The organism is Candidatus Methylopumilus planktonicus (assembly GCF_006364715.1).
GTDB classification, from domain to species: Bacteria; Pseudomonadota; Gammaproteobacteria; order Burkholderiales; family Methylophilaceae; genus Methylopumilus; species Methylopumilus planktonicus_A.
In genome coordinates, this window is sequence record NZ_CP040984.1 from 80,924 (window position 1) to 102,952 (window position 22,029).

The 22,029-nt window shown below is 38.0% G+C and carries 25 protein-coding genes, 1 tRNA gene and 2 riboswitches; of the genes, 12 read left to right on the forward strand and 14 right to left on the reverse strand.

What is annotated here, in order from left to right:
• Positions 1-31 precede the first annotated feature (31 nt).
• Positions 32-107, reverse strand: a tRNA-Phe gene (locus FIT63_RS00410).
• Positions 108-329: 222 nt separating this feature from the next.
• Here FIT63_RS00410 and panB point away from each other — a divergent pair.
• Complete coding sequence (gene panB, locus FIT63_RS00415) at positions 330-1,148, forward strand: 3-methyl-2-oxobutanoate hydroxymethyltransferase (protein WP_140006107.1); 819 nt, start codon at positions 330-332, stop codon at positions 1,146-1,148.
• Positions 1,149-1,203: 55 nt separating this feature from the next.
• Here panB and FIT63_RS00420 read toward each other — a convergent pair whose 3' ends face one another.
• On the reverse strand, positions 1,204-1,770 hold the full coding sequence (locus FIT63_RS00420; protein ID WP_140006108.1) for a 5-formyltetrahydrofolate cyclo-ligase: 567 nt from the start codon (positions 1,768-1,770) through the stop codon (positions 1,204-1,206).
• A gap of 191 nt (positions 1,771-1,961) precedes the next feature.
• On the opposite strand from FIT63_RS00420, the gene FIT63_RS00425 reads away from it, so the two are divergent.
• Together FIT63_RS00425 and FIT63_RS00430 are read left to right on the forward strand one after the other, a co-directional pair.
• Positions 1,962-2,450: an arsenate reductase ArsC gene (locus FIT63_RS00425; protein ID WP_140006109.1), complete on the forward strand. Its 489-nt coding sequence runs from the start codon at positions 1,962-1,964 to the stop codon at positions 2,448-2,450.
• Positions 2,440-3,078, forward strand: coding sequence for an aquaporin (locus tag FIT63_RS00430; protein WP_140006110.1), 639 nt, complete (start codon positions 2,440-2,442; stop codon positions 3,076-3,078). Before FIT63_RS00425 ends, FIT63_RS00430 begins: the two co-directional genes overlap by 11 nt.
• A gap of 54 nt (positions 3,079-3,132) precedes the next feature.
• On the opposite strand, the gene FIT63_RS00435 is transcribed toward FIT63_RS00430, so the two are convergent.
• The 3 genes from FIT63_RS00435 to FIT63_RS00445 form a co-directional block, all read right to left on the reverse strand.
• On the reverse strand, positions 3,133-3,426 hold the full coding sequence (locus FIT63_RS00435; protein WP_140006111.1) for a hypothetical protein: 294 nt from the start codon (positions 3,424-3,426) through the stop codon (positions 3,133-3,135).
• Between the two features lie 101 nt (positions 3,427-3,527).
• Positions 3,528-4,091, reverse strand: coding sequence for a hypothetical protein (locus FIT63_RS00440; RefSeq protein WP_140006112.1), 564 nt, complete (start codon positions 4,089-4,091; stop codon positions 3,528-3,530).
• A gap of 36 nt (positions 4,092-4,127) precedes the next feature.
• Complete coding sequence (locus tag FIT63_RS00445; protein WP_140006113.1) at positions 4,128-6,005, reverse strand: TonB-dependent receptor domain-containing protein; 1,878 nt, start codon at positions 6,003-6,005, stop codon at positions 4,128-4,130.
• Positions 6,006-6,115: 110 nt separating this feature from the next.
• Positions 6,116-6,328: riboswitch (cobalamin riboswitch) on the reverse strand.
• 77 nt (positions 6,329-6,405) lie between these two features.
• Here FIT63_RS00445 and FIT63_RS00450 point away from each other — a divergent pair.
• Positions 6,406-6,678, forward strand: a complete 273-nt coding sequence (locus FIT63_RS00450) for an oxidative damage protection protein (protein WP_046486708.1) — start codon at positions 6,406-6,408, stop codon at positions 6,676-6,678.
• A gap of 59 nt (positions 6,679-6,737) precedes the next feature.
• On the opposite strand, the gene phoU is transcribed toward FIT63_RS00450, so the two are convergent.
• Positions 6,738-7,442: a phosphate signaling complex protein PhoU gene (gene phoU, locus FIT63_RS00455; protein WP_140006114.1), complete on the reverse strand. Its 705-nt coding sequence runs from the start codon at positions 7,440-7,442 to the stop codon at positions 6,738-6,740.
• Positions 7,443-7,523: 81 nt separating this feature from the next.
• A complete protein-coding gene (rpiA, locus tag FIT63_RS00460; protein WP_140006115.1) occupies positions 7,524-8,183 on the reverse strand; it encodes a ribose-5-phosphate isomerase RpiA in 660 nt (219 codons plus the stop codon).
• 83 nt (positions 8,184-8,266) lie between these two features.
• On the opposite strand from rpiA, the gene ilvA reads away from it, so the two are divergent.
• Both ilvA and FIT63_RS00470 read left to right on the forward strand, forming a co-directional pair.
• Positions 8,267-9,778 (forward strand): threonine ammonia-lyase, biosynthetic, encoded by a 1,512-nt coding sequence (ilvA, locus tag FIT63_RS00465; protein WP_140006116.1) that lies wholly within the window; start codon positions 8,267-8,269, stop codon positions 9,776-9,778.
• A gap of 98 nt (positions 9,779-9,876) precedes the next feature.
• A complete protein-coding gene (locus tag FIT63_RS00470) occupies positions 9,877-10,920 on the forward strand; it encodes a beta-propeller fold lactonase family protein (protein ID WP_140006117.1) in 1,044 nt (347 codons plus the stop codon).
• A 47-nt stretch (positions 10,921-10,967) separates the two neighbouring features.
• On the opposite strand, the gene FIT63_RS00475 is transcribed toward FIT63_RS00470, so the two are convergent.
• The 6 genes from FIT63_RS00475 to FIT63_RS00500 all read right to left on the reverse strand — a co-directional run bounded on the left by FIT63_RS00475 (position 10,968) and on the right by FIT63_RS00500 (position 14,862).
• On the reverse strand, positions 10,968-11,426 hold the full coding sequence (locus tag FIT63_RS00475) for an EVE domain-containing protein (RefSeq protein ID WP_140006118.1): 459 nt from the start codon (positions 11,424-11,426) through the stop codon (positions 10,968-10,970).
• Between the two features lie 286 nt (positions 11,427-11,712).
• Positions 11,713-12,006: a cell division protein ZapA gene (locus tag FIT63_RS00480; protein WP_046486720.1), complete on the reverse strand. Its 294-nt coding sequence runs from the start codon at positions 12,004-12,006 to the stop codon at positions 11,713-11,715.
• Positions 12,003-12,203 carry a hypothetical protein gene (locus FIT63_RS00485; protein WP_140006119.1) on the reverse strand — a complete coding sequence of 67 codons (201 nt, stop codon included), beginning with the start codon at positions 12,201-12,203 and terminating at the stop codon, positions 12,003-12,005. Before FIT63_RS00485 ends, FIT63_RS00480 begins: the two co-directional genes overlap by 4 nt.
• A gap of 63 nt (positions 12,204-12,266) precedes the next feature.
• A complete protein-coding gene (xerC, locus tag FIT63_RS00490; RefSeq protein WP_140006120.1) occupies positions 12,267-13,157 on the reverse strand; it encodes a tyrosine recombinase XerC in 891 nt (296 codons plus the stop codon).
• Between the two features lie 5 nt (positions 13,158-13,162).
• Positions 13,163-14,008 (reverse strand): diaminopimelate epimerase, encoded by an 846-nt coding sequence (gene dapF / locus FIT63_RS00495; RefSeq protein ID WP_140006121.1) that lies wholly within the window; start codon positions 14,006-14,008, stop codon positions 13,163-13,165.
• Between the two features lie 14 nt (positions 14,009-14,022).
• Complete coding sequence (locus FIT63_RS00500) at positions 14,023-14,862, reverse strand: lysophospholipid acyltransferase family protein (protein WP_140006122.1); 840 nt, start codon at positions 14,860-14,862, stop codon at positions 14,023-14,025.
• A gap of 67 nt (positions 14,863-14,929) precedes the next feature.
• Between FIT63_RS00500 and metK the strand changes: the two genes are divergently transcribed.
• The 3 genes from metK (at position 14,930) to metF (ending at position 18,563) form a co-directional block, all read left to right on the forward strand.
• The gene (gene metK, locus FIT63_RS00505; protein ID WP_140006123.1) at positions 14,930-16,087 is read left to right on the forward strand and encodes a methionine adenosyltransferase; all 1,158 of its coding nucleotides are present in this window, start codon (positions 14,930-14,932) and stop codon (positions 16,085-16,087) included.
• Positions 16,088-16,141: 54 nt separating this feature from the next.
• Positions 16,142-16,223: riboswitch (S-adenosyl-L-homocysteine riboswitch) on the forward strand.
• A 79-nt stretch (positions 16,224-16,302) separates the two neighbouring features.
• Positions 16,303-17,724 (forward strand): adenosylhomocysteinase, encoded by a 1,422-nt coding sequence (ahcY, locus tag FIT63_RS00510; RefSeq protein ID WP_140006124.1) that lies wholly within the window; start codon positions 16,303-16,305, stop codon positions 17,722-17,724.
• 2 nt (positions 17,725-17,726) lie between these two features.
• Entirely contained in the window at positions 17,727-18,563 is an 837-nt protein-coding gene (gene metF, locus FIT63_RS00515; RefSeq protein WP_140006125.1) for a methylenetetrahydrofolate reductase [NAD(P)H], read from the forward strand.
• Here the strand turns inward: metF and FIT63_RS00520 are convergent.
• Entirely contained in the window at positions 18,560-19,021 is a 462-nt protein-coding gene (locus tag FIT63_RS00520; RefSeq protein WP_046486734.1) for a Smg family protein, read from the reverse strand. The two genes, metF and FIT63_RS00520, sit on opposite strands and share 4 nt — an antisense overlap.
• A 177-nt stretch (positions 19,022-19,198) precedes the next feature.
• Here FIT63_RS00520 and def point away from each other — a divergent pair, with 177 nt between their 5' ends.
• Genes def through rsmB form a run of 3 tightly spaced genes read left to right on the forward strand, consistent with a single transcriptional unit; the run spans position 19,199 to position 21,960 of the window.
• Positions 19,199-19,711, forward strand: a complete 513-nt coding sequence (gene def / locus FIT63_RS00525; RefSeq protein WP_140006126.1) for a peptide deformylase — start codon at positions 19,199-19,201, stop codon at positions 19,709-19,711.
• 18 nt (positions 19,712-19,729) lie between these two features.
• A complete protein-coding gene (gene fmt, locus FIT63_RS00530; protein ID WP_140006127.1) occupies positions 19,730-20,674 on the forward strand; it encodes a methionyl-tRNA formyltransferase in 945 nt (314 codons plus the stop codon).
• Positions 20,675-20,679: 5 nt separating this feature from the next.
• A complete protein-coding gene (rsmB, locus tag FIT63_RS00535; RefSeq protein WP_140006128.1) occupies positions 20,680-21,960 on the forward strand; it encodes a 16S rRNA (cytosine(967)-C(5))-methyltransferase RsmB in 1,281 nt (426 codons plus the stop codon).
• Positions 21,961-22,029: the final 69 nt, after the last annotated feature.

A 22,029-nucleotide genomic window follows, 5' to 3' on the forward strand; every position in this document is an offset into this window, starting at 1 on the left:
CCCTTAGTTAATGCTTTTTTTAAAATTTGAATGGTGGCCAGGGGCAGAATCGAACTGCCGACACGCGGATTTTCAATCCGCTGCTCTACCGACTGAGCTACCTGGCCATATAGAACCTCACGATAAAACCGTGAAGAAGCGGAATTATAGCAAAAATGCTGACTTTTACCGAGTTTTAGGGGTCAATTTATCCAATTAACGAGACCAATAGAGCGAGCCACTTTGCTGGATGGGAAGGGCAATAAAGAAAATTTATTTTTTTGCAGATTATCTAAATTTAGGGCTAAAATTTACTTTGAAAAATCTTTTTACTTACCAGGATTAATATCATGAGCGTATTAGAAAATTTCAAAAAGTTAAAAGCAGAGGGAAAGAAAATTGTAGTTGTTACTTCTTACGACTACTGGAGCGCAAAGATTCTTAACGAAACCGATGTAAGTGGTATTTTAATTGGCGACTGTTCGTCTATGGTCATGCATGGCCATGGCGACACATTGAGTTCTGATGCAGAAACCATTGCGATGCACACCCGAGCGGTGAGAAAGGGAGCAAAAGACAAATTCCTTATTGCTGCTATGCCTTTCATGAGCAATAGAAAGGGGATGAAGGAGACAATGGATAACGTTGAAATCTTAATCAAGGCTGGAGCCAATGCACTCAAGATAGAGGGTGTTGCTGGAAACGAAGAGCTCTATGCGCATCTATCTCAATCAGGTATTCCTACAATCGGACACATTGGGCTTACACCATCTCACCACAATGCAATCGGTGGATTTAAAGCTCAAGGTAAAACTATTGAAAGTGAGCTTAGTCTCATTGAAGAAGCCAAAAAACTTGATAAGCTTGGATGCATAGCCATCGTTTTAGAGGCTGTCCCACAACACGTAGGTGCCTCGGTTAGAGACGCAGTTTCTATCCCAGTTGTCGGTGTTGGAGCAGGATTAGACGTAGATGGACAAGCACTGGTTTTTCAAGATGTCCTAGGATTCTCTACAGACTTTAAGCCTAAATTCGTAAGAACATACCTGAATGGAGCCGATCTTATCAAAAATGCTATAAATCAGTTTGCAGCTGATGTCCATGCAGGGGCATTCCCATCAGCAATAGAAACCTACGCACCGTCTAAGGAACAGCTACTTAAGAAATAAACAGTTTATTTAAATTAAAACTTACAACAATAGATACTTAACACTTTTTAACATTCTAAAAAGTGTAGGTTTTATTGGGAGTAACGCAATGTGTCAAAGGTATATCTAGTTCAGTTATATTTTCTATGTCACTACACGGCCCAAAAAGGCTGATTCCAATTCTTTTTGCATCATTGTGTAAAGAAGCAAAAAAACGATCGTAAAATCCTTTACCGTAACCTACCCGATAACCTTTAAGATCAAAAGCCAGAAGAGGAGTGATTACAACATCAATGGCATCGTTTTTTTTCCAAATAGGATCAATTGGTTCGGTAATGTTATTTTTTGTTTGTTTTGTTTTGGTATCAGGTCCAAATTCTGCATTTTTTAATGTGCCCTCTTCAAAGTTACTAACAGGCACGACAACATTGATATTATTTTCCCAACAATACTGAATGATTAACATAGTATTTATCTCACCCTTTGAGTAGATGGGTAAAAAACAATGAATACACTCAGGCTTAAATTTTTTAATAAGCTCAATAGTATTTTGGATAAGATGAGATTCTTCTTCTTCAAATACGGCAGCAGGAAGTTCTTGGCGCTTTTTTAAATATGTTTTTCTAACTATATCTTTTTTCATAATAAAAGTTGTCAGGGTAATAAGGAAGTGGTGGTCAGATGGAACCTCACAACAAAATCGTGAAGAAGCGCAAGTATAGCAAAAATAGCTCTTTTTATCTTACTCCAAGCAGGTATTGGTTAATCCAGAGCTCTATAGCGTCTAGTTAAGTGACGCAAAGTGTTGAAGGCTTTATTCGTTATAATTATGATATGAAATCCTATAATATTCTCTTTCTTTGCACCGGCAATTCTGCCCGAAGCATTTTGGCTGAAGCGTTAGTAACAACTTTAAGTGGCGGTAAATTTATTGGTTATTCAGCAGGTTCTAACCCAGCAGGACGAGTGAATCCTTTTGCTTCCGAGTTAGCGATAGAAATGGGTTATCCAAAAGAGAAGTTACGATCCAAGACTTGGGATGAATATAGTTTGCCTGATTCACCACAGATGGATTTGATTATTACGGTATGTGATAACGCAGCTAATGAAGCATGTCCTATTTGGTTAGGTCATCCATCAACAGCGCATTGGGGATTTCCTGATCCTGCGAGCGTTGAAGGAACAGATGCAATTAAACGAGAAGCATTTCAAAAAACATTATTAGGATTAACAAAAAATATTGAAGCACTTATTCATTTACCTATCGACCAACTAGATTTATTATCCTTAAAGAAAGCTATTCAAGACATCCATGATGAATAAAAAATATCTAACAGAATTCTTTGGCACCGCAGCATTATTGTCTGTCATCACAGGCTCAGGTCTTATGGGGCAAGCACTTTCCTCTGGCAATGATGCTGTGACACTGCTTGGTAATAGTATCGCTACCGGGGCTGGCCTTTATGTATTGATTATGATTTTAGGTCCCATTTCAGGAGCGCACTTTAATCCACTAGTCAGTGTGATGGCTTACACCCACAAACAATTAAAACGCAAAGACTTAGTACCTTATATTGCCGCGCAAATCTCAGGCGCAATTTCAGGTGTTTGGATAACACATTTGATGTTTAACTTACCTATCATTCAAACATCAACAAAAATCAGAACTGGATTGGGTATTTGGGTAAGTGAAGTGATAGCAACACTGATATTGCTTACAGTGATTTATCTAGGATTAAAATATGCCAAGAAACAAATTGCAATGATTGTGGCTTTAACAGTGACTGCAGGCTATTGGTTTACTTCATCGACTTTCTTTTGTAATCCAGCTGTGACATTCGCCCGAAGTTTAACAGACACATTTGTAGGTATTGCTCCACAAAATATTTTAGGATTTGTCATTCCGCAAGTTATTGCGCTCATTCTCATACTTCAAATCATTAAAAAATAGTTTTATAAGCTACTTCCGCATATAAATTAGATCTAAAGAGAGGTGAGATGAGCATTATTTTTTGAAAGAGCATTCTAGAACACCTACAACTTCTTCCCCAAGATATACCATCATCGCCCCATTTTCTCTATTAAAAGTATAAGCGTATTTATCATTCCAAAAGCGCATACTTTTCTCGTCAATAGATACTTTAGTTTGGGGGATTTTATTGACTATAACAATTTGCTTTGCTTCATCAAATTGCACTGACAAAGTTCCACCATCAATTGCATTACAAAAACTAGTTTGCATTTCAGCATTTAGCTTAGGCGTAAAGAGAAGTGACAGAAGTAAAGTTAAAAGTTTCATTTTTTATCTTTCATTAAGACTAATAGGCGTTTAGGTAATGGCGGAAAAAAAGCTAGCGGATTGAAGAAATAAAAAAACCGTAAATCCTACCGCTTAAATATTTATAAGGCAGAAGCTTTGTGCGAAACAAACCGTCTTTTAAATAAAGATTGAATGCCCCAGTAAGCCAAAAGATAGCTCATCGTATAAATAAAGCTTTGCGGTAGATATTCCCATCCTGTTTGAATGCTTTGTTTAATAGTCATACCAGGGAATGTACCAGAGAGTAAATTATAAGTTTGCGTTGAAATTACAAATGTTATAAGCGTTGAAATAACACCGAAAGCCACAAACCTTACGAAACTTTTAGTGTTTGCAATACGCGAGCCAAAAAACCACATTATTCCGTAAGAAGGCAATAATCCCCAGTAACCAAAGTTAATATGTATTTGATATGCGCTATTAGTAGATAAAGTTGTAAGATCAATTACAACACTCAATATAAAAAGAGAAATAAACCACCTAGGTTTTTGTAAAAGCATGCCACCAATTAAAAAAAGTGCAAAGCTTGCGTCAGGAAGAGAAAGCGGAGTTAAAAGATGATCTCCCCTAGTAAGGCACATTAGTAAAAATAAGGCAGTAAGGGTGATAGGTTTTCTAGAGTCGAAATTTTTAATTGAAATCATATTTAATCCTAATAGATATTTTATTGTACTTTGATTTCATTGAGGTTCATAGCGTAAATTAATAAAGAAGCTGGCCCCCGCTGTCTGGTAAGCGAAACCTCGAGCGCCATAATCTCCGGTAGCACCTGGCTGCCCATCATAAGCTAAGGCATAATCTTTATTTAATAAATTGTTGATTCTTAGATTAAGTTTCATATCATTATTAATTTTATAGTCTGCAACCAAATTTACAACAGCATACCCAGGAATTTTAATTGGACAGCTAAACTCAAAGGGATCGCAAGCATCATTTTTAGATCCCGATGCATTAATTTCTGTACCCATATTCCATGGACCAGAATAATAATTTAAACCTAGATTGCCATATTGCTGAGATCTTCTTAGCAGTTTTTGATTGGTTACATCATTTTTTGCAGATTGCAAAGTTACATTACCATAAAGTTGAAAATGATCTACAAAAGTTGAGCCATTAAAAGTAATGCCTTCAAATTTTGCTTTTTCAGTGTTTTGAGGAATATAACCTGAATCGAGCTGAATAAAATTATCAATTTTATTTTTGAATATGGTCGCGGAAAACTTATCTTCATCTTTTTGATATCTTAAGCTCGCTTCAATATTTTTTGATTCTTCAGGCTTCAAATTTGGATTGTTAGAACAGCCATAAGAAGAACAAAAATAGAGATCCATAAAATTTGGCGCCCTAAAAGCAGTTCCATAGATCGATGAAATATTCCATTGCTTATTTAGATTATAACCATAACCAATATTACCCGTATTAAATTTGCCATAAGCACTGTTATCATCAACTCTATAATTCAATTGAAGATTATGATTATCTCGATTTAATAAGTAACCGACCAAGTATCCAGAATTATTTCTTTCACTTTTGTCATACTCTAGAGATTTATTTATTGTTTCCCGATTGAAGTCATATCCAAGGAGTAGCGAGCCTAATGACAGAGTTATATTATTAAGCCAAGATAGTTGATTTTGCTTTGAAATATTTGGAGTCCAGCTTACCCCATCATGTCCATTATATTTGTAAATAGATTGGCCAATCTTTAAGTCCGATTGCCAATCATTAGTGACTTTATTACTAAAATTAATACCAGTTGCTTGTGTATCCATTTTATTTTTGTAGTCAATAAATGATGTAGCAAATCGATTATCATATTTATTGTTACCACTACTTTTTATAAAATTTATGCCAATAGAATTATCCTGATTAAATTTATGATTTATGGATCCAGACAAACTTAAATTATTGTATCCATCCTTATCATTGAATATGGGGTCATTGGTTTTAAGTGCAGAAAAACCGTCGGTCGATAAGCTCGAGATATTAATTGCATAATTTGTAGAATCATTGCCAGCTCTTATGCCTGCTTGGGCTGTTTTTGTATCGTATCTGCCATAACCTATAGCGGCATAAGGTTTAAATCCAGACACACCTTTTTTTGTAAAAATTTGAATGACACCCCCTATTGCTCCCGCACCATATAGGCTTGATGATGCACCCCTTACAATTTCAATTTTTTCAATCTGAGAAAGTGGTATGTTCTCAAATGCAGTTAGACCTGAAGTGACTTGATTAACTCTTAAGCCATCAATGAGGACCACAACATGATCTGATTCGCTACCTCGAATATGAAGACTCGAAACTTTGCCTTGTCCGCCAGAATTGTAAATTTCGATACCCGGTTGTCTTTGAAGAAGATCTGTGAGCGATGAAGATCCTGCCCGCTCAATCTCTTCCTCGGTAATTGTAGTTACATCTGCAATGACATTATTTTTTGAAATAGGCGTGCGTGTAGCCGTAACAAAGACATCAGAGGTTTTAAGTGTGGTGTCTGCAAAAACGTTTGCTGTTAAGAGTTGAGTCATTAATAGACTCAATAGAATAATTTTTTTCATAGTATTTCTAAATAATCATGCAACCCCGCATGAGATTAATGAATAGAAATACTTTAGGAGAAAATAAATGTGAAGAGTGCTCACAAATCAAATACCACTCCCCGTAGTATTTCTGTGTGAGTTACTAGGCCGGTCTCCGGACTCGTAAGATTTGATTCATGGCCTTCCCGAAATAAATTCAGTGGCATGTATATATGAATCCACGCTTACTTACCGTTGCGGGGGCAGTATAGGAATTGTTGTTACACTCACCTATTTCCCAGTTTCAATGTTTTCTTAAATGAAGATAAACCTTAAGAAGACATCACCTAACAACTTGAAAACATTGTAGCACATCTTTGGTATACTCAAACTTAACGATTTATAAATTTATTGATTGCAATGCAAAGGATATTTAGTTATGGCAAGAACAGTGAAATGTGTCAAATTAGACAAGGAATTAGATGGTTTAGATTTTCCCCCATACCCAGGCCCTTTGGGCAAACGTATTTTTGAGAGCGTATCTAAAGAGGCATGGGCAGGTTGGCTTAAACACCAAACGATGTTAGTGAACGAGAACCGATTGAGTTTTGTGGATCCGGCAGCGCGTAAATATTTAACCGAACAAACCGAAGCTTATTTTTTTGGTGACGGTGCGGATAATGCGTCGGGATATGTACCACCTAAAAGCTAATTAAAAATGAAGACGTAAAAAAACACTCCCGAGGAAGTGTTTTTTATTTTTTAAATGAATTATTCAGCAATCGTCTTTTTAATCTCTTTGATTGTTGAGTGTCTAATGTCAGCACCCTTCACAGCATACACAATGTGTTCTGAGATATTTTTGCAATGATCACCAATGCGTTCGAGCGCTTTGACTACCACGAGCAACTCTAAAGACACTGAAATAGCTTTTGAATCTTCAAGCATGTATGTGAGAAGCTCTCTAATAGTTGCGCGATACTGATCATCTACCGCCTCATCTTTTTTTGCGATCTCAATTGTTTTGCTAATATCAAGTCGCGCGAATGAGTCTAATACGGTTTTAAGCATCGAATGAACAGCTTCTACCATCAGTTTAATTTCACCGATTTTGATTTTTTTAATATTTGGATTTTCGTTAACGCGAATAGCTGTGCGTGCAATCTTTGTTGCTTCATCACCAATGCGCTCTAAGTCTGTGATGGATTTAAGGATCGAAATGATCATACGAAGGTCTCCTGCTGCAGGCTGCCTTTTCGCAATAATGCGAGATGCATCTTCGTCAATTTCCATTTCAAGACCGTTGACTTTTTCGTCAATTTTAATCACTTTATTCGCTAAGTCGATATCGTCTTTTTTAAGAGACTCAATAGCAGAAAGAATATTCTCTTCGACTAAGCCGCCCATTTTTAAGACCTTCGCTCTTACCGCTTCTAATTCTAGGTCGTACTCTTTATAACTATGTTCTGAAGCCATTTTTAGTAATCCTTATAAACACTTACAATTTCACATCATATATATTATTACTTATATATGACATTTTTAAGACTTATAAGCTTATTTTGTAATAGTTTTAACCCCGTCTTTTGTAGCCAATAATAATATATTAGCTGGGCGAGCTGCAAATAAACCGTTAGTGACGACCCCCACCATTTGATTGATGGTAGCCTCCATCGCGATCGGGTCTTTAATTACAAGACCATGAACATCCAAGATGACGTTTCCATTATCGGTCGTAAAATTTCGTAACTGAGGCTGCCCACCTAATTTGGTGAGTTCTCGAGCCACATAACTTTTAGCCATCGGGAGCACCTCCACAGGCAAAGGAAACTTGCCTAAGACGGGCACATATTTTGTTTCATCACATATACAAATGAAGGTTTTAGCAACTGCCGCAACAATTTTCTCTCGCGTTAAAGCACCACCACCACCTTTGAGCATATGCATATGCTCTGTGATTTCATCCGCACCATCAACATAAATATCCATGCTATTCACACTATTTAAGTCAAAAACCTCAATGCCATGTTTGCGTAAACGATCTGCTGATGCCTCACTACTTGCAACCGCACCATCAATTTTATGTTTTACTTTTGCTAATTCATCGATAAAGAAATTTGCAGTAGAACCAGTCCCTACACCAATGATGCCAGACTTTACATATTCAATCGCGGCCTTTGCAACCTGTTGTTTTAATTCGTCTTGCGTGAATGCCATTTTTACTTAAACCCTTATATTTTATTTATAATGATGCTTTAACATCTACTATACACGCCAGGGCGACTCTTGAAAATTAGCATATGAAGAATGACTACGTAAAACGTATTAATGAGGCGCGTGTATATGACGTGGCAAAGAAAACACCACTTGAATTTCAGACACATCTCTCAAGTCGTTTTCATAATCAGATTTTCTTAAAGCGGGAAGATTTGCAACCTGTCTTTTCATTTAAACTACGCGGCGCCTATAACAAGATGGCGGGCTTATCTAAACCGCAGCTAGACAAGGGCGTTATCACAGCTTCTGCGGGCAATCATGCACAAGGCGTTGCGTTAAGCGCACAAAAACTAGGATGTCGCGCTGTGATCGTCATGCCGACTACAACCCCCCTCATTAAAATTGATGCTGTAAAACATGGTGGCGCTGAAGTGGTGCTATGGGGCGATTCTTATTCAGATGCTTACCATCATGCGCTTGAGATTGAGAAAAAAGAGGGCCTCACTTTTGTGCATCCTTACGATGACCCAGACGTAATTGCAGGGCAGGGAACGATCGCTAAAGAAATTTTAGATGACTTTAAAAAACCGATTCATGCAATTTTTTGCTGTGTTGGCGGCGGCGGCCTTCTTGCAGGCATGGCAGCTTATATCAAAGCGATGCGACCTGAAATTAAAGTGATCGGTGTTGAGGCCAAAGATGCCGAAGCTATGAGCTTATCTTTAAAAGCAGGCAAGCGTGTGGTGCTGGATCAAGTAGGGCTTTTTGCTGATGGCGCAGCTGTGAAAGAAGTAGGCCAAGTGACCTTCCCACTTTGTCAGGCTTACGTCGATGAAATGATTGTGGTGGATAACGATGCCATTTGCGCTGCCATTAAAGATGTTTTTGAGGATACGCGGTCTATTTTAGAACCAGCAGGCGCTTTATCGGTTGCAGGTATGAAAGTTTATATCAAGAAACATAATTTAAAAGATGAGACTTTGGTAGGCATTGCATCGGGCGCTAATATGAATTTTGATCGTTTACGTTTTGTAGCCGAGCGAGCTGAGATTGGTGAAAAAAGAGAAGCTGTGCTTGCAGTCACCATACCTGAAACTCCAGGAGCCTTTAAAAACTTTTGTAGGTTATTAGGCCAGCGCAATATTACTGAATTTAATTATCGTTTTTCAGATCCTAAGCAAGCACATATTTATGTCGGTCTTGCAACCAATGACAAAGACGAGCCATCACAGATTAAAGCTATGCTCGATAAGGAAGGCTTGCCCACTATTGATCTCACAAATAATGAAGTTGCAAAACTTCACCTAAGACACCTGGTAGGCGGACACTCACCCCAAGCTAAGAATGAAATGGTTTTTAGATTTGAATTTCCAGAAAAGCCAGGCGCCCTCATGAAATTTTTAGAAACGATGGGACACAATTGGAATATCAGTTTATTTCATTACCGCAATCATGGTGCTGACTTCGGACGTGTTTTAGTTGGCATGCAAGTGCCGCCCGAAGATGAGATTAATTTTGAAGTCTTTTTGAATCAATTGGGCTATCCCTTCTGGGATGAAACAGATAATCCAGCCTATAAACTTTTCTTAGGCTAATGCTTCGTTATTTTCATGAGGCGTTAAAGGGAGAAATCCCCTGGCAGATTGTGAATAAGTATTTAATAATAAAAAGTAAAATATTTTAGGAGAAACGAATGCAGGTTATAAAATCAGTTGTCGTATTGGGATTACTTATTTCATCTTTGATAGCAAATGCTGAAGATCGAGGTAAGGCTTATGTATCCAATCAAGAAGGCGGTGTCAGTGTTATTAATTTAAACACTATGGAAACAGAAGACTCAATCGATATTCAGGCTAAAAATCCACGTGGTATTGGTATCACGGAAGACGGCCATTATTTAATTACTGCAAATAAAGATGATGAAAATTTGTCTGTGTTCGATTTAAAAACGAATCAATTTGTGAAACATATTTCAGTTGGTAAAAATCCAGAATTTGTTCGTGTATTTAAAGGACAAGTTTTTGTGTCAACCGAGCCAGCGTCGACCGGTAAACCACCTGTGGCCGGCAAAGAAGATGATGATAAAGATGAACCAAAAATCCCTGCGCGTATTGCAGTGGTTGATTTAGTAAAAGGTAAAAAAGTAAGAGATATTATCGGTGGCCCTGAAACAGAAGGTATTGAATTTAGTAAAAGTGGAAAAGAAATTATTGTGACCAACGAGGCTGACAATACAATCACAGTGCATAACTTCAGTAATGGTAAATTATTAAAAACGATTTCAACTAAAAAATACGGAGATCGTCCACGAGGTATTAAAGTGTCGCCGAATGGAAAGTATTATGTGGCTACTCTGGAGTATGGAAATAACTTCATTGTCTTAGACAGTCAATTTAAACATCTTAAAACTGTGGCGACAGGAGAATCGCCATATGGCGTTAGTTTTGATCGAGAAGGTAAGCGTTTATTTGTCGCAACCTCAAAAGCAAAAACATTAGAAGTGTATGACACCGCTAACTTTGAGAAAATTAAGGATATTCCAACGGGGCGACGCTGTTGGCATTTTAGTTTTTCACCAGATGACAAAGATATTTTACTTGCTTGCGGAAAATCTGATGAAGTGCTTGTCATTGACGCAGATAAATTAGAAGTGACTAAGCGGATTCCAAATAAAGAAATTCCGTGGGGTATTGTTGTTTATCCAAAAGCTATGGGTAGTTTAGATACCGTTAAATAAAAAATAGTTTTGTCATTTTTAAAAGCCCAATATGTATTGGGCTTTTTTTATTTCAAATATTTCTCAATAAATGTCCACTCATCTTCTGAAACTGGTGTAATTGAGAGACGATTTCCTTTTTGCAATATGCGCATATTTTCTAGCGCTTTAAACTCCCTTAGTTCTTTTAGACTTAATAAATTTGTTTTTTTAACAAGGGTTACATCTACATTGAGCCAGCGTGGATTTTCAGGTGTGGATTTGGGGTCAAAATACTTATGACCTTTTTGAAATTGAAAACGATCCGGATAAGCTAACTGACTTACCTTAACAACACCGGCAATCCCAGGGACATCACAATTTGAGTGATAAAAAAATGCAAGATCACCCACTTTCATTAAATCTCGCATAAAGTTTCTTGCTTGATAATTTCTAACGCCGTACCAATCAATGGTTTGTTTAGGAAGCTTTGCCAAATCATCTATAGACACATCAGATGGTTCAGATTTCATGAGCCAATAACGCATAGTTTTTTTAAGTCAAATATAAAATTGATAAAAGAGCTGTGTTGATTTTCTTAAGTGTTGCCTAGACCAGCATCCTGAACCAAAGGTTCAAGGGGTAAAAGCCTAAGGTGCATTAGGTGCAATCGCCAAGGGTGTCTTAAAAGAGCACCCAATTTAGATCGCTCACACCGCAACCTGATGAGCTAAAACCGATGCTATAGACTAGTTCAAGGAATTATTAGCCTAAGCAACACTTAAAAAAACAAACATGCTCATCGCAATATTTAGTAGAAGAATAGGCAGATCTTTAGTTTTGTGCAAGCACTTCGTCGATTTGATGTTCAATCGATGAAATTTTATGGCGGAATTGAGATAAGCTTAAATCATCAGAAGGGCTCTGATTAATAAGTTCATTGGTGATATTAAGTGCTGCCATGATGATAATGCGATCGATCCCTACAATAGAGCCTTGAGATTCGATGAGATCAATTTTCTGATTTAAATATTGCACGGAATCTAATAAACTCTTTTCTTGGCCTTCTGGACAAGCAACGATAAATTCACGCGCCATGATAGTGACAGTAATATTTTTTGAGCTCATCGATTATTCTCAGGAAGTTGCTTCATCATTTTTTCGAGACGAAGACTTGCCTCTTTCATATTGGATTGAAGTTTTGTAAGTGTTGCTTCGGTCGTTGCGAGCCGAGTTTCAAGCCCCTTATTTTTTCCCTGAGCAGATTCAATTAAGCTAATGAGTTGCTTAATTTTTTTTTCTAATGCGATGAGTTGTGCTTCCATACCTTCACTATAGTTTAAAGAATTGAAGTGCGTCAATAGCGGACAAATAAATTAAATGCATCACTATTTCTTTTTGGCTCTTGGATGTGCTTTATCGTAAATACTTGCAAGATGCTGAAAGTCTAGATGGGTATAAGCTTGTGTGGTACTGATATTGGCATGACCTAACATTTCTTGAACAGCCCTTAAATCTTGACTGGATTGCAACACGTGTGAGGCAAAACTATGCCTTAATAAATGAGGGTGAACGGTGCTATCAATTCCTTGCTTGATAGCCCACATTTGAATGCGATACTGAATAGCTCGGGCTGACATACGTTTTCCTCGTTCGGTAATAAATAAAGCATCCGCCGATTTATCTTCTGTTTTGATAGCCGCACGTTTTTCAATCCAGCATTGAATGGCATGGATAGCTTTTTGGCCTATGGGGACCATACGCGTTTTATTGCCTTTACCTATGACAGTGATGATGCCTTCTTGAAGATCGAGATCGTTGATATTGACATTCACTACCTCACTTAAACGTAATCCGGATGAATAAAATAATTCTAAAAAGGCTTTATCTCTGAGCCCCAATAATGAGGTGTCATCAATCGAAACGAGTTTAACTATCTGCTCAATCGATAAAGTTTGCGGCAATGTCTTAGCGCTCTTAGGTGCATGAACATCTTTGACGGGATTTTCTTTAAACTGGTGGCGCTCAATTAGGTAATTAAAAAATCCTCGCCATGCGGATAACATACGTGCAATTGATTTGCCATGGAGCCCTTGGCTATTCAGTTTAGCACTTGCACGTCTGATGTCTTGGATAGTGAAGGATTCAAAACGATCATGCTCAATAAGGACTACAAGTTGGGCAAGATCATGCACGTAACTTTTAATTGAGTTGCTGCTAAGACCTTTTTCAAAGGTAAGGTAATCGATATAGCTTTTTTGGAAGTGATTATGTTCCATAAGTTTTAAGTGATCTCAATGTCTCCCTCATAAAGACTGACGGCCGGGCCTTTCATCATTACAGCAGATGAAGATCCTTTCCAATCGATGGATAACGACCCGCCAGGCATATCAACCTTCACTGGTGATATAAGTAAATGACGTTTGATCCCTGATACTGCTGCAGCGCATGCCCCTGTTCCGCAGGCAAGTGTTTCTCCTACACCCCTTTCAAAAACACGCAAACGAATATGATGGGGCGATACAATTTCCATAAATCCAACGTTAACGCGTTTTGGAAAAAGTGCATGTGATTCCAAATAAGCACCTAATGTTTCAACATGAGCTTGAAGGGTGTTTTTTACAGTGATCACTGCGTGAGGATTGCCCATGGATAATACCGCCATATTTATGGTTTCTTTTTGATGAGGTAAATCTATTGAAATGGGATACTCATCCTTTTCGACATCTGAAATAAATGGAATAAGTTTAGTATTAAAAATAGGTTCACCCATATTTACTTCAATCATATGCTCATTATCTTCAGTGAGTTCAATGACCCCCGATTTTGTTTCTACGCGAATGGATTGCTTATGCGTTAAGTGCTTATCTTTTACAAATCGATAAAAACAACGCGCACCATTGCCACATTGCTCAACTTCGCCGCCATCTTGATTAAAAATACGATATTTGAAATCAACGTTTTCGAGTAATGTATTTTCAACAACGAGAAGCTGATCAAACCCAATGCCAAGTTGTCGATGAGATAAGGATCGAATCACATCTTTAGATAGCTTGAATGGTGACTTTGTATGATCGAGCACTATAAAGTCATTACCAATTCCATGCATTTTTGTAAAATGAAGTTTCATACAATGATTGTCTCTTATTTGTTTGGTTTTTTAAATCGCTGATAATTCCAAAGATACTGTGTTGGATATTTTCGAATGAGCATCTCGAGCCGATCATTAATGCCTTGGGGGGAGTGGTCTTGACCTAAGGGCTCAATATAGACGTCATATCCCCGGCCACGCGTAAGTCTATGGCCAAAACCAATGAGAACAGTTGCGTTAGAAGATTCTGCAAGTTTAGAAACAAGCGTCATGGTATAGGCGGGCGTATTAAAAAATTGAGCCCATACGCCCTGGCCTTCATTAGGAACTTGATCAGGCAATACGCCAATTGCTTCGCCCTTTTTTAACGCTTGCATTAATTGCTTAACGCCATGGAGGTTAGCTTCAGCGAGATGAACTTGGGAATGACGTCTTCCAGATAAAACAATATTTGCAAGCCAGTTTAGTTTTGGACGCTTAAATAGAACAGTGATGGGGTGAAAGTGCGCGTAGTACTGAGCAGTAATTTCAAAACAGCCTAAATGAGGCGTTAAAAAAATAATACCCTTTTTCTTTTTGAGAGCAGTTTCAACATGCTGCCATCCGTAACATTGTTTGACCCAGCGAAAATTCTTTTGAGGTGAGTTAAACCAAATTGCAGGGGCTTCCGTAAGACATTTGCCAATTTCTCGGACCGATAATTGTGTAAGTTTTTTTAAATTATTTTCATCGGATGAAATAAAAGCATGTTTTAAATTAGCATCTATTCGCTCTTTAAACCGACGATCAAATTGATAAGCAACAAGACCTAATAACTCCCCTAATCCATGCAAGATAAAGAGAGGTAACTGAAAGAATACAGCAATGAAAAATAAGGATAGTCTTGAAAGCATAATTGTCTTTAAACGCGATATTTTGCTATTCTAAACGCTTTACGTAATTTAGAACTTGGAAAAAACTATGAGCGAGCATCTATTTACTTCGGAATCTGTTTCCGAAGGTCATCCAGATAAAGTAGCTGATCAGATATCCGATGCGATTCTTGATGCTATTTTAGAGCAAGACCCTACTGCTCGTGTTGCAGCTGAAACACTAACAAATACAGGGCTTGTTGTATTAGCAGGTGAGATCACCACGACAGCTAATGTGGATTACATCAAGGTTGCCCGCGATACGATTCGTTACATTGGATATGACAATACGGATTACGGCATTGATTATAAAGGCTGTGCTGTTCTTGTCGCCTATGACAAGCAGTCACCTGATATTGCTCATGGTGTGGATGTCGCTTTAGATGACCCATTAGACCAGGGGGCAGGTGATCAAGGTTTAATGTTTGGTTATGCCTGTGATGAAACAGCGCAGCTGATGCCTATGCCTATTTGGCTATCTCACCGTTTAATGGAAAGACAGTCTTATTTAAGAAAAGATGGCAGACTTCCTTGGCTGCGTCCGGATGCTAAGGCACAAGTCACTTTAAAGTATAAAGACCATAAGCCTCAATCGATTGATACAGTTGTGCTATCAACGCAGCATGACCCAGAGGTGTCACTCGAGACCATTCGCGAATCAGTGATTGAAGAAATTATTAAGCCTATTTTGCCTAAAGAGCTTATGAAAGGCGACATCAAGTATCTTGTAAATCCTACTGGCAGATTTGTCATTGGAGGCCCCCAAGGCGATTGTGGACTTACTGGGCGTAAAATTATTGTAGATACCTACGGCGGTTCTGCACCTCATGGTGGCGGGGCTTTTTCAGGAAAAGATCCGAGCAAAGTTGATCGTTCAGCAGCATACGCTGCACGCTATGTGGCTAAAAATATTGTGGCAGCAGGCTTAGCCTCTCGCTGCTTAGTTCAAATTTCATATGCGATTGGCGTTGCAAGACCGACCTCAGTTATGGTGGAAACTTACGGCACAGGCAAGATTGCAGACGAAAAATTGACCACATTAGTTCTTGAGCATTTTGATTTAAGACCTAAAGGCATTGTGCAAATGCTTGATTTATTACGTCCCATTTATAAGAAAACAGCGGCTTATGGGCATTTTGGCCGTGACGAGCCAGAATTTTCATGGGAAGCAGCAGATAAAGCTCAAATCCTTAAATCAGCAAGTTAATTTCTAGATTTTTTAAGTATTTGAACCATTCGTACTTTTAATTTATAATGCATTCCTTCTGAGGAACGCTGCGAGATTTTTTCATAAAATCCCAGGCTCAGATTACAAGTTTACTTGTAAACGGCGTTCACCAATTTATAACCGTGCCAGTCACGGGATGTTGGTGGATACCGAAACATCCCAGCTGGTCACTTAGCATTCAAAAGGAATTTAAAATGAATACAGTGACTAACCAAAATTTAAATACACAAGACTATCTTATTGCCGATATTAATCAGGCTGACTTTGGCCGAAAAGAAATCGCCATTGCAGAGACTGAAATGCCAGGCCTCATGGCTATTCGTGAAGAATATTCAAAAGTTAAACCATTAAAAGGTGCGCGCATTAGCGGCTCACTCCATATGACGATTCAAACAGCAGTGCTTATTGAAACCCTCAAGGATTTGGGGGCTGAGGTGAGATGGGCATCTTGCAACATCTATTCAACGCAAGACCATGCAGCAGCAGCGATAGCTAAAAGTGGGACGCCTGTTTTTGCTTTTAAAGGTGAAACGCTTGATCAATATTGGGAATATACGCATCGTATTTTTGAATGGAGCGATGGCGGCTATACCAATATGATTCTAGATGATGGTGGCGATGCAACTTTACTTCTTCACTTAGGTACGCGCGCTGAAAAAGATGCTGCATTGATTTCTAAGCCATCAAGCGAAGAGGAAGTTTCACTTTTTAATTCAATCAAGCAACAGTTAGCAATTGACCCTCATTGGTATTCTGAAAGGCTTAAACACATTAAAGGGGTGACTGAAGAGACGACAACAGGCGTTCATCGTTTATATCAAATGCACAAAGAAGGTAAATTGGCTTTCCCTGCAATTAATGTCAATGATTCAGTGACTAAATCTAAATTTGATAATCTTTATGGCTGCCGCGAATCTCTAGTAGACGCTATTAAACGTGCAACGGACGTGATGATTGCAGGTAAGGTAGCTGTTGTGGCTGGATACGGTGATGTAGGCAAAGGTTCAGCACAAGCACTTCGCGCTTTGTCTGCACAAGTATGGGTCACTGAAATTGATCCTATTTGCGCACTTCAAGCTGCAATGGAAGGGTACCGAGTCGTGACCATGGATTATGCTGCTGAACATGCTGACATTTTTGTAACAGCCACAGGTAATTATCATGTAATTACTCGCGACCATATGTCGCGTATGAAACATCAAGCGATCGTTTGTAATATCGGCCACTTTGACAATGAAATTGATGTTGTATCTTTAAACGATTGCACATGGGAAGAAATTAAACCGCAAGTTGACCACGTGATTTTTAAAGACGGTAAAAGAATCATCTTGCTTGCAAAAGGTAGGCTCGTGAATTTAGGATGTGGCACAGGGCATCCAAGTTATGTGATGAGCTCATCTTTCGCGAATCAAACGATTGCTCAGATTGAATTATTTGCGCACTCTGAGAAATATCCAGTCGGTGTATATACCTTACCAAAACATTTGGATGAGAAAGTTGCTCGCTTGCAATTGAAAAAATTAAATGCTCAACTTACAAACTTATCAGAAGAACAGGCTAAGTATATTGGCGTTAAAGAAGAAGGACCTTACAAGCCTGAGCAGTATCGTTATTAATCATGCCTAGGAAAATTTCTTACAGTTTTGAGTTTTTTCCTCCCAGTTCACCGGAAGGTATAAAAAACTCAAAAGATACGCGTCAGCAACTTTCTGCATTTAAGCCCGAATTTTACTCGGTGACATTCGGTGCAGGGGGTTCTACGCGAGATCTGACGCTTGAAACAGTATTAGAAATAAAACAAGAAGGCTTTAATGCGGTACCTCATATTTCAGGTATTTCATCGACAAAAGCAGAAATTAAAACTTTACTCGATCTCTATCAGCAACATGATATTAAGCACCTTGTAGTCTTGAGAGGTGATGTGCCACATGGCGCAGTGTCGAGAGGAGAGTTTAAACATGCTAATGAATTGGTAAGTTTTATTCGACAAGAAACCAATGATTATTTTCATATTGAAGTAGGGGCCTACCCTGAATATCATCCTGAAGCAGTCTCATCACAAACGGACATTCAAAACTTTAAAAATAAAGTGGATGCAGGAGCTAACTCGGCTATCACACAATTCTTTTTCAATGCTGACGCATATTTTAGATTTATGGATGAATGCTTGATTGCAGATATCAACATCCCAATTGTGCCAGGCGTTATGCCAATATATAACATTAAGCAATTGGCTCGCTTCGCGTCTAATTGTGGTGCAGAAATTCCTCGTTGGCTAAGAATTAAATTAGAGAGCTACGGGGACGACTTACCTTCATTAAGATCATACGGCGTAGATGTGGTATCTGAACTTTGTGAAACGTTGATTGAATGGGACGTGCCGAGCTTACATTTTTACACGTTAAATCAAGCAGGCATTATTACCCGCATCATTAAAAATATAGAAGGTACTTAGTGTAAAACTAAGTTGTGATCTTGGTAGATTGCATCTTCTATAAATAAAAAGTCTTTTTCTCGACCTTCATTCCAAAGCGCCATCATTACAATCCAGCGCATTTCCTCGATATTAATATGCTCTTGTTTGAGAGCCATAGCGCGATCAAGGATAATTTCTCGTTCATTTGGGTCAAGCACCTTGGCTTGCTCTAGAAATAATACAAAACCTAAGCTTTCAGCACTGATCTTTTTTTGTTCATTTTCTGAGTACATGCGATAACCTAATGAAGAACAAGCATTATTTTTTACAGGGATAGCATTAGTCATCGCTTTTAGCTGATTAAACCAAGTAAAGGCATTTTCAATATCTTGATTATCAAATCCGGCAGCTTCGAGCTCTGCAGTTATGCTTTTGAAGTCAGGCAAATTTTGGGTGCTCAGATAATTTTCAAACATATAGATAAGCAGTTCTAGCATAAAGATTCCTTTACGATAGTGAATGAAAAATTACTTAGAAGTAAGTGAAGGCTAAATGAACTTGAGTCAGGTAATTGAGCTATTAGCAAAGTATAATATTCTTAATATGTCTAATAAATTTAAGGCGTTTAGACCTTGTAGATAAGTTATCAGCAATAAATAAAATAATCAACATTTATGGCAATTTTAAATATATTAAATTATCCTGACCCAAAACTGCATACTATTGCAAAACCAATCGAGGTTGTGGATAACTCCATTAGGAGGCTTATCGATGATATGGCGGAAACCATGTATTCTGCCCCCGGCATAGGATTAGCCGCAACTCAAGTTGATCGTCATCTTCAATTAATTTTGGTGGATATTTCTGAAACAAAAGATAATTTAAAGATTTTTATTAATCCTAAAATTATTGAATCATCAGGACAGCAAGTATATGAAGAAGGCTGTTTATCAGTGCCTGATGTATTTGAATCAGTGAAGCGTGCCGAACATATTAAAGTTCAAGCGCTTGATCGAGAGGGAAAATCTTTTGAGCTTGAAGCAGACGGTTTGCTGGCTGTCTGTATACAGCATGAAATGGACCATCTTCTAGGTAAGGTATTTGTAGAGTACTTGTCACCATTAAAACGCAATCGCATTAAAATAAAAATGAAAAAACGTGCCAAAGAGCATTTGGTTAATGTTTAATTTAGCGACATCTGTATCGTGAATCACTTGAAAATTATTTTTGCTGGTACACCTGACTTTGCTGTTCCAGCATTGCAGGCTCTTTATGATAAAGATTATAAGGTGGTTGGTGTTTTAACTCAGCCTGACAGGCCATCAGGCCGAGGCTTGAAGCTTCAGCCGAGCCCTGTCAAGCTTAAAGCAAATGAATTAAGCATCCCTGTTTATCAGCCTTCAGAATTAAAAAGCAAACAATCATATGAGGCTTTAGCAGCAATTGATTTCAATATAATGATTGTGGCAGCTTATGGACTTATTATTCCCCAAGCCATTCTAGACCTGCCTTCTTTGGGTTGTTTTAATATACATGCGTCACTATTACCAAGATGGCGAGGTGCCGCTCCAATTCATCGTGCTATTTTGATAGGCGATAAGACAACCGGAGTCACAATTATGCGCGTAGTTCAAAAATTGGACGCGGGCGACATGGTAAAAAAAGCTGAAATTCAAATCAGCGAAAAAGATACAACTGAGCAATTAACAAAAACACTTTCAATATTAGGCGCTAATCTAATGACAGAAGTCATGGATGAATTAATTAAGCAAGGCGAGCTTCAATCTTCACCTCAAAATGAAGTCAATGTAACTTATGCTGAAAAAGTAACTAAAGAAGAGTCAAAAATTAATTGGCATGACTCCGCTTTAGTAATTGCTAGAAAAGTCAGAGCATTTAATTCGTTTCCAGTCGCACAAACAGAATATCGTGAAGCTGTTTGTAAAATTTGGGAGGCTCAAGTTGCTATAGATACTAATGAAGATGCCAATATAGGCCAAATTATAAAGCTTGATGAATTTATTCATGTGAAATGTGGTGAAGGTGTTTTATCAATTAAAGAGCTTCAAATGCCTGGAGGCAAAAGACTTAAAGCCAAAGAGTTCATTTTAGGTCACCGGCCTATACTGGGAGACGTCTTTAAGTCGTAACTATTTTGTATCACTCCCAACTTATTGCAGCGGATTGTGTGTCTGAAGTTATAAAAGGACATAATTTAAATCAAGTTTTTGAAAGACGCTTCGATCATCATCAGAATATTACACCCCAACAAAAATCAGTTGCGATTTTTTTGGCATATGGCGCTATTCGGTTCTTAGGTGAAAATCAATTTTTTATTCAGCAACTTATTAATAAAAAAATAACAAATAAAAAAATTGAAGCTTTACTTTGTGTTGCTTTGTTTCAATTGAATCATGACCAATCCACAGATTTTACAGTGGTTAATGAAGCTGTAGAAGCAGCTAAATTCATTAATAAATCCTGGGCAGGTTCTTTTGTAAATGGAGTGCTAAGAAACTTTATTCGTCAGAAAGAAAAATTACAAACAGAATTAAAAAATGATGAAGCGGCTTTTTATTCATACCCCTCATGGTGGATTAATCTTATTAAAGAAAATTACACCAAGGACTGGGAAAGTATATTGTTGAATGGAAACAAGCATCCACCATTAATATTGAGAATTAACGAACGAAAAACTAACCTTAAGCAATATGAAGAAAAACTTAAGTCCGAAGCGATTTCGTATCGAGTGCTGGGAAATATTGCATTAGAGCTGACTCAGCCTACTGCCGTAGAAAAAATACCCGGATTTATGGATGGCGAAGTTTCTATCCAAGACTTTGGTGCGCAACTTGCCGCAAAACTTTTAGATTTGCAGGATGGCCAGATTTGTCTTGACGCATGCAGTGCGCCTGGAGGAAAAACTGGCCATATGCTAGAAATAGCAGATATTGAATTAGTGTCTATTGACCACCAAAAAGATCGCCTATATAAAGTAAAGGAAAATTTGGAGAGATTGCATCTTCACGCGCATTTAAAATGTTCAGATTTAACAGCAGTAAATACATGGTGGAATGAAAAATTATTTGATCGTATCTTACTAGACGCCCCATGTTCTGCATCCGGCGTAGTAAGGCGTCACGTAGACATTAAATGGTTAAGAAGGCCTCGCGATATTGAAATGTTTGCTAAACAACAAGAGGCTATGCTTGAAGCTATGTGGCAGCTATTAAAAAAGGGTGGTAAATTACTTTACGCGACATGCTCTATCTTTAATGGCGAGAATCAGAAGGTTATTGATCGTTTTATTAAAGAACATATAGACGCAAAAGAAGTAAAATGGTCTGTTGATTCAGAATATAGCAAATATGAGAATCAATTAATACCAAGCGAAAACCATGACGGATTCTTTTATGCATTGCTTGAAAAAAATTAAATTAAGCATTTTCTTTAGCTTTTGGATGATTCTGTTTTTTTCTTCATCTACTATTGCGTCCGATAATAG

Excerpts from the sequence above, each read along its gene's own strand:
- panB (WP_140006107.1), top strand. The coding sequence starts at position 330 with ATGAGCGTATTAGAAAATTTCAAAAAGTTAAAAGCAGAGGGAAAGAAA.
- FIT63_RS00420 (WP_140006108.1), bottom strand. The coding sequence starts at position 1,770 with ATGAAAAAAGATATAGTTAGAAAAACATATTTAAAAAAGCGCCAAGAA.
- FIT63_RS00425 (WP_140006109.1), top strand. The coding sequence starts at position 1,962 with ATGAAATCCTATAATATTCTCTTTCTTTGCACCGGCAATTCTGCCCGA.
- FIT63_RS00430 (WP_140006110.1), top strand. The coding sequence starts at position 2,440 with ATGATGAATAAAAAATATCTAACAGAATTCTTTGGCACCGCAGCATTA.
- FIT63_RS00435 (WP_140006111.1), bottom strand. The coding sequence starts at position 3,426 with ATGAAACTTTTAACTTTACTTCTGTCACTTCTCTTTACGCCTAAGCTA.
- FIT63_RS00440 (WP_140006112.1), bottom strand. The coding sequence starts at position 4,091 with ATGATTTCAATTAAAAATTTCGACTCTAGAAAACCTATCACCCTTACT.
- FIT63_RS00445 (WP_140006113.1), bottom strand. The coding sequence starts at position 6,005 with ATGAAAAAAATTATTCTATTGAGTCTATTAATGACTCAACTCTTAACA.
- FIT63_RS00450 (WP_046486708.1), top strand. The coding sequence starts at position 6,406 with ATGGCAAGAACAGTGAAATGTGTCAAATTAGACAAGGAATTAGATGGT.
- phoU (WP_140006114.1), bottom strand. The coding sequence starts at position 7,442 with ATGGCTTCAGAACATAGTTATAAAGAGTACGACCTAGAATTAGAAGCG.
- rpiA (WP_140006115.1), bottom strand. The coding sequence starts at position 8,183 with ATGGCATTCACGCAAGACGAATTAAAACAACAGGTTGCAAAGGCCGCG.
- ilvA (WP_140006116.1), top strand. The coding sequence starts at position 8,267 with ATGAAGAATGACTACGTAAAACGTATTAATGAGGCGCGTGTATATGAC.
- FIT63_RS00470 (WP_140006117.1), top strand. The coding sequence starts at position 9,877 with ATGCAGGTTATAAAATCAGTTGTCGTATTGGGATTACTTATTTCATCT.
- FIT63_RS00475 (WP_140006118.1), bottom strand. The coding sequence starts at position 11,426 with ATGCGTTATTGGCTCATGAAATCTGAACCATCTGATGTGTCTATAGAT.
- FIT63_RS00480 (WP_046486720.1), bottom strand. The coding sequence starts at position 12,006 with ATGAGCTCAAAAAATATTACTGTCACTATCATGGCGCGTGAATTTATC.
- FIT63_RS00485 (WP_140006119.1), bottom strand. The coding sequence starts at position 12,203 with ATGGAAGCACAACTCATCGCATTAGAAAAAAAAATTAAGCAACTCATT.
- xerC (WP_140006120.1), bottom strand. The coding sequence starts at position 13,157 with ATGGAACATAATCACTTCCAAAAAAGCTATATCGATTACCTTACCTTT.
- dapF (WP_140006121.1), bottom strand. The coding sequence starts at position 14,008 with ATGAAACTTCATTTTACAAAAATGCATGGAATTGGTAATGACTTTATA.
- FIT63_RS00500 (WP_140006122.1), bottom strand. The coding sequence starts at position 14,862 with ATGCTTTCAAGACTATCCTTATTTTTCATTGCTGTATTCTTTCAGTTA.
- metK (WP_140006123.1), top strand. The coding sequence starts at position 14,930 with ATGAGCGAGCATCTATTTACTTCGGAATCTGTTTCCGAAGGTCATCCA.
- ahcY (WP_140006124.1), top strand. The coding sequence starts at position 16,303 with ATGAATACAGTGACTAACCAAAATTTAAATACACAAGACTATCTTATT.
- metF (WP_140006125.1), top strand. The coding sequence starts at position 17,727 with ATGCCTAGGAAAATTTCTTACAGTTTTGAGTTTTTTCCTCCCAGTTCA.
- FIT63_RS00520 (WP_046486734.1), bottom strand. The coding sequence starts at position 19,021 with ATGCTAGAACTGCTTATCTATATGTTTGAAAATTATCTGAGCACCCAA.
- def (WP_140006126.1), top strand. The coding sequence starts at position 19,199 with ATGGCAATTTTAAATATATTAAATTATCCTGACCCAAAACTGCATACT.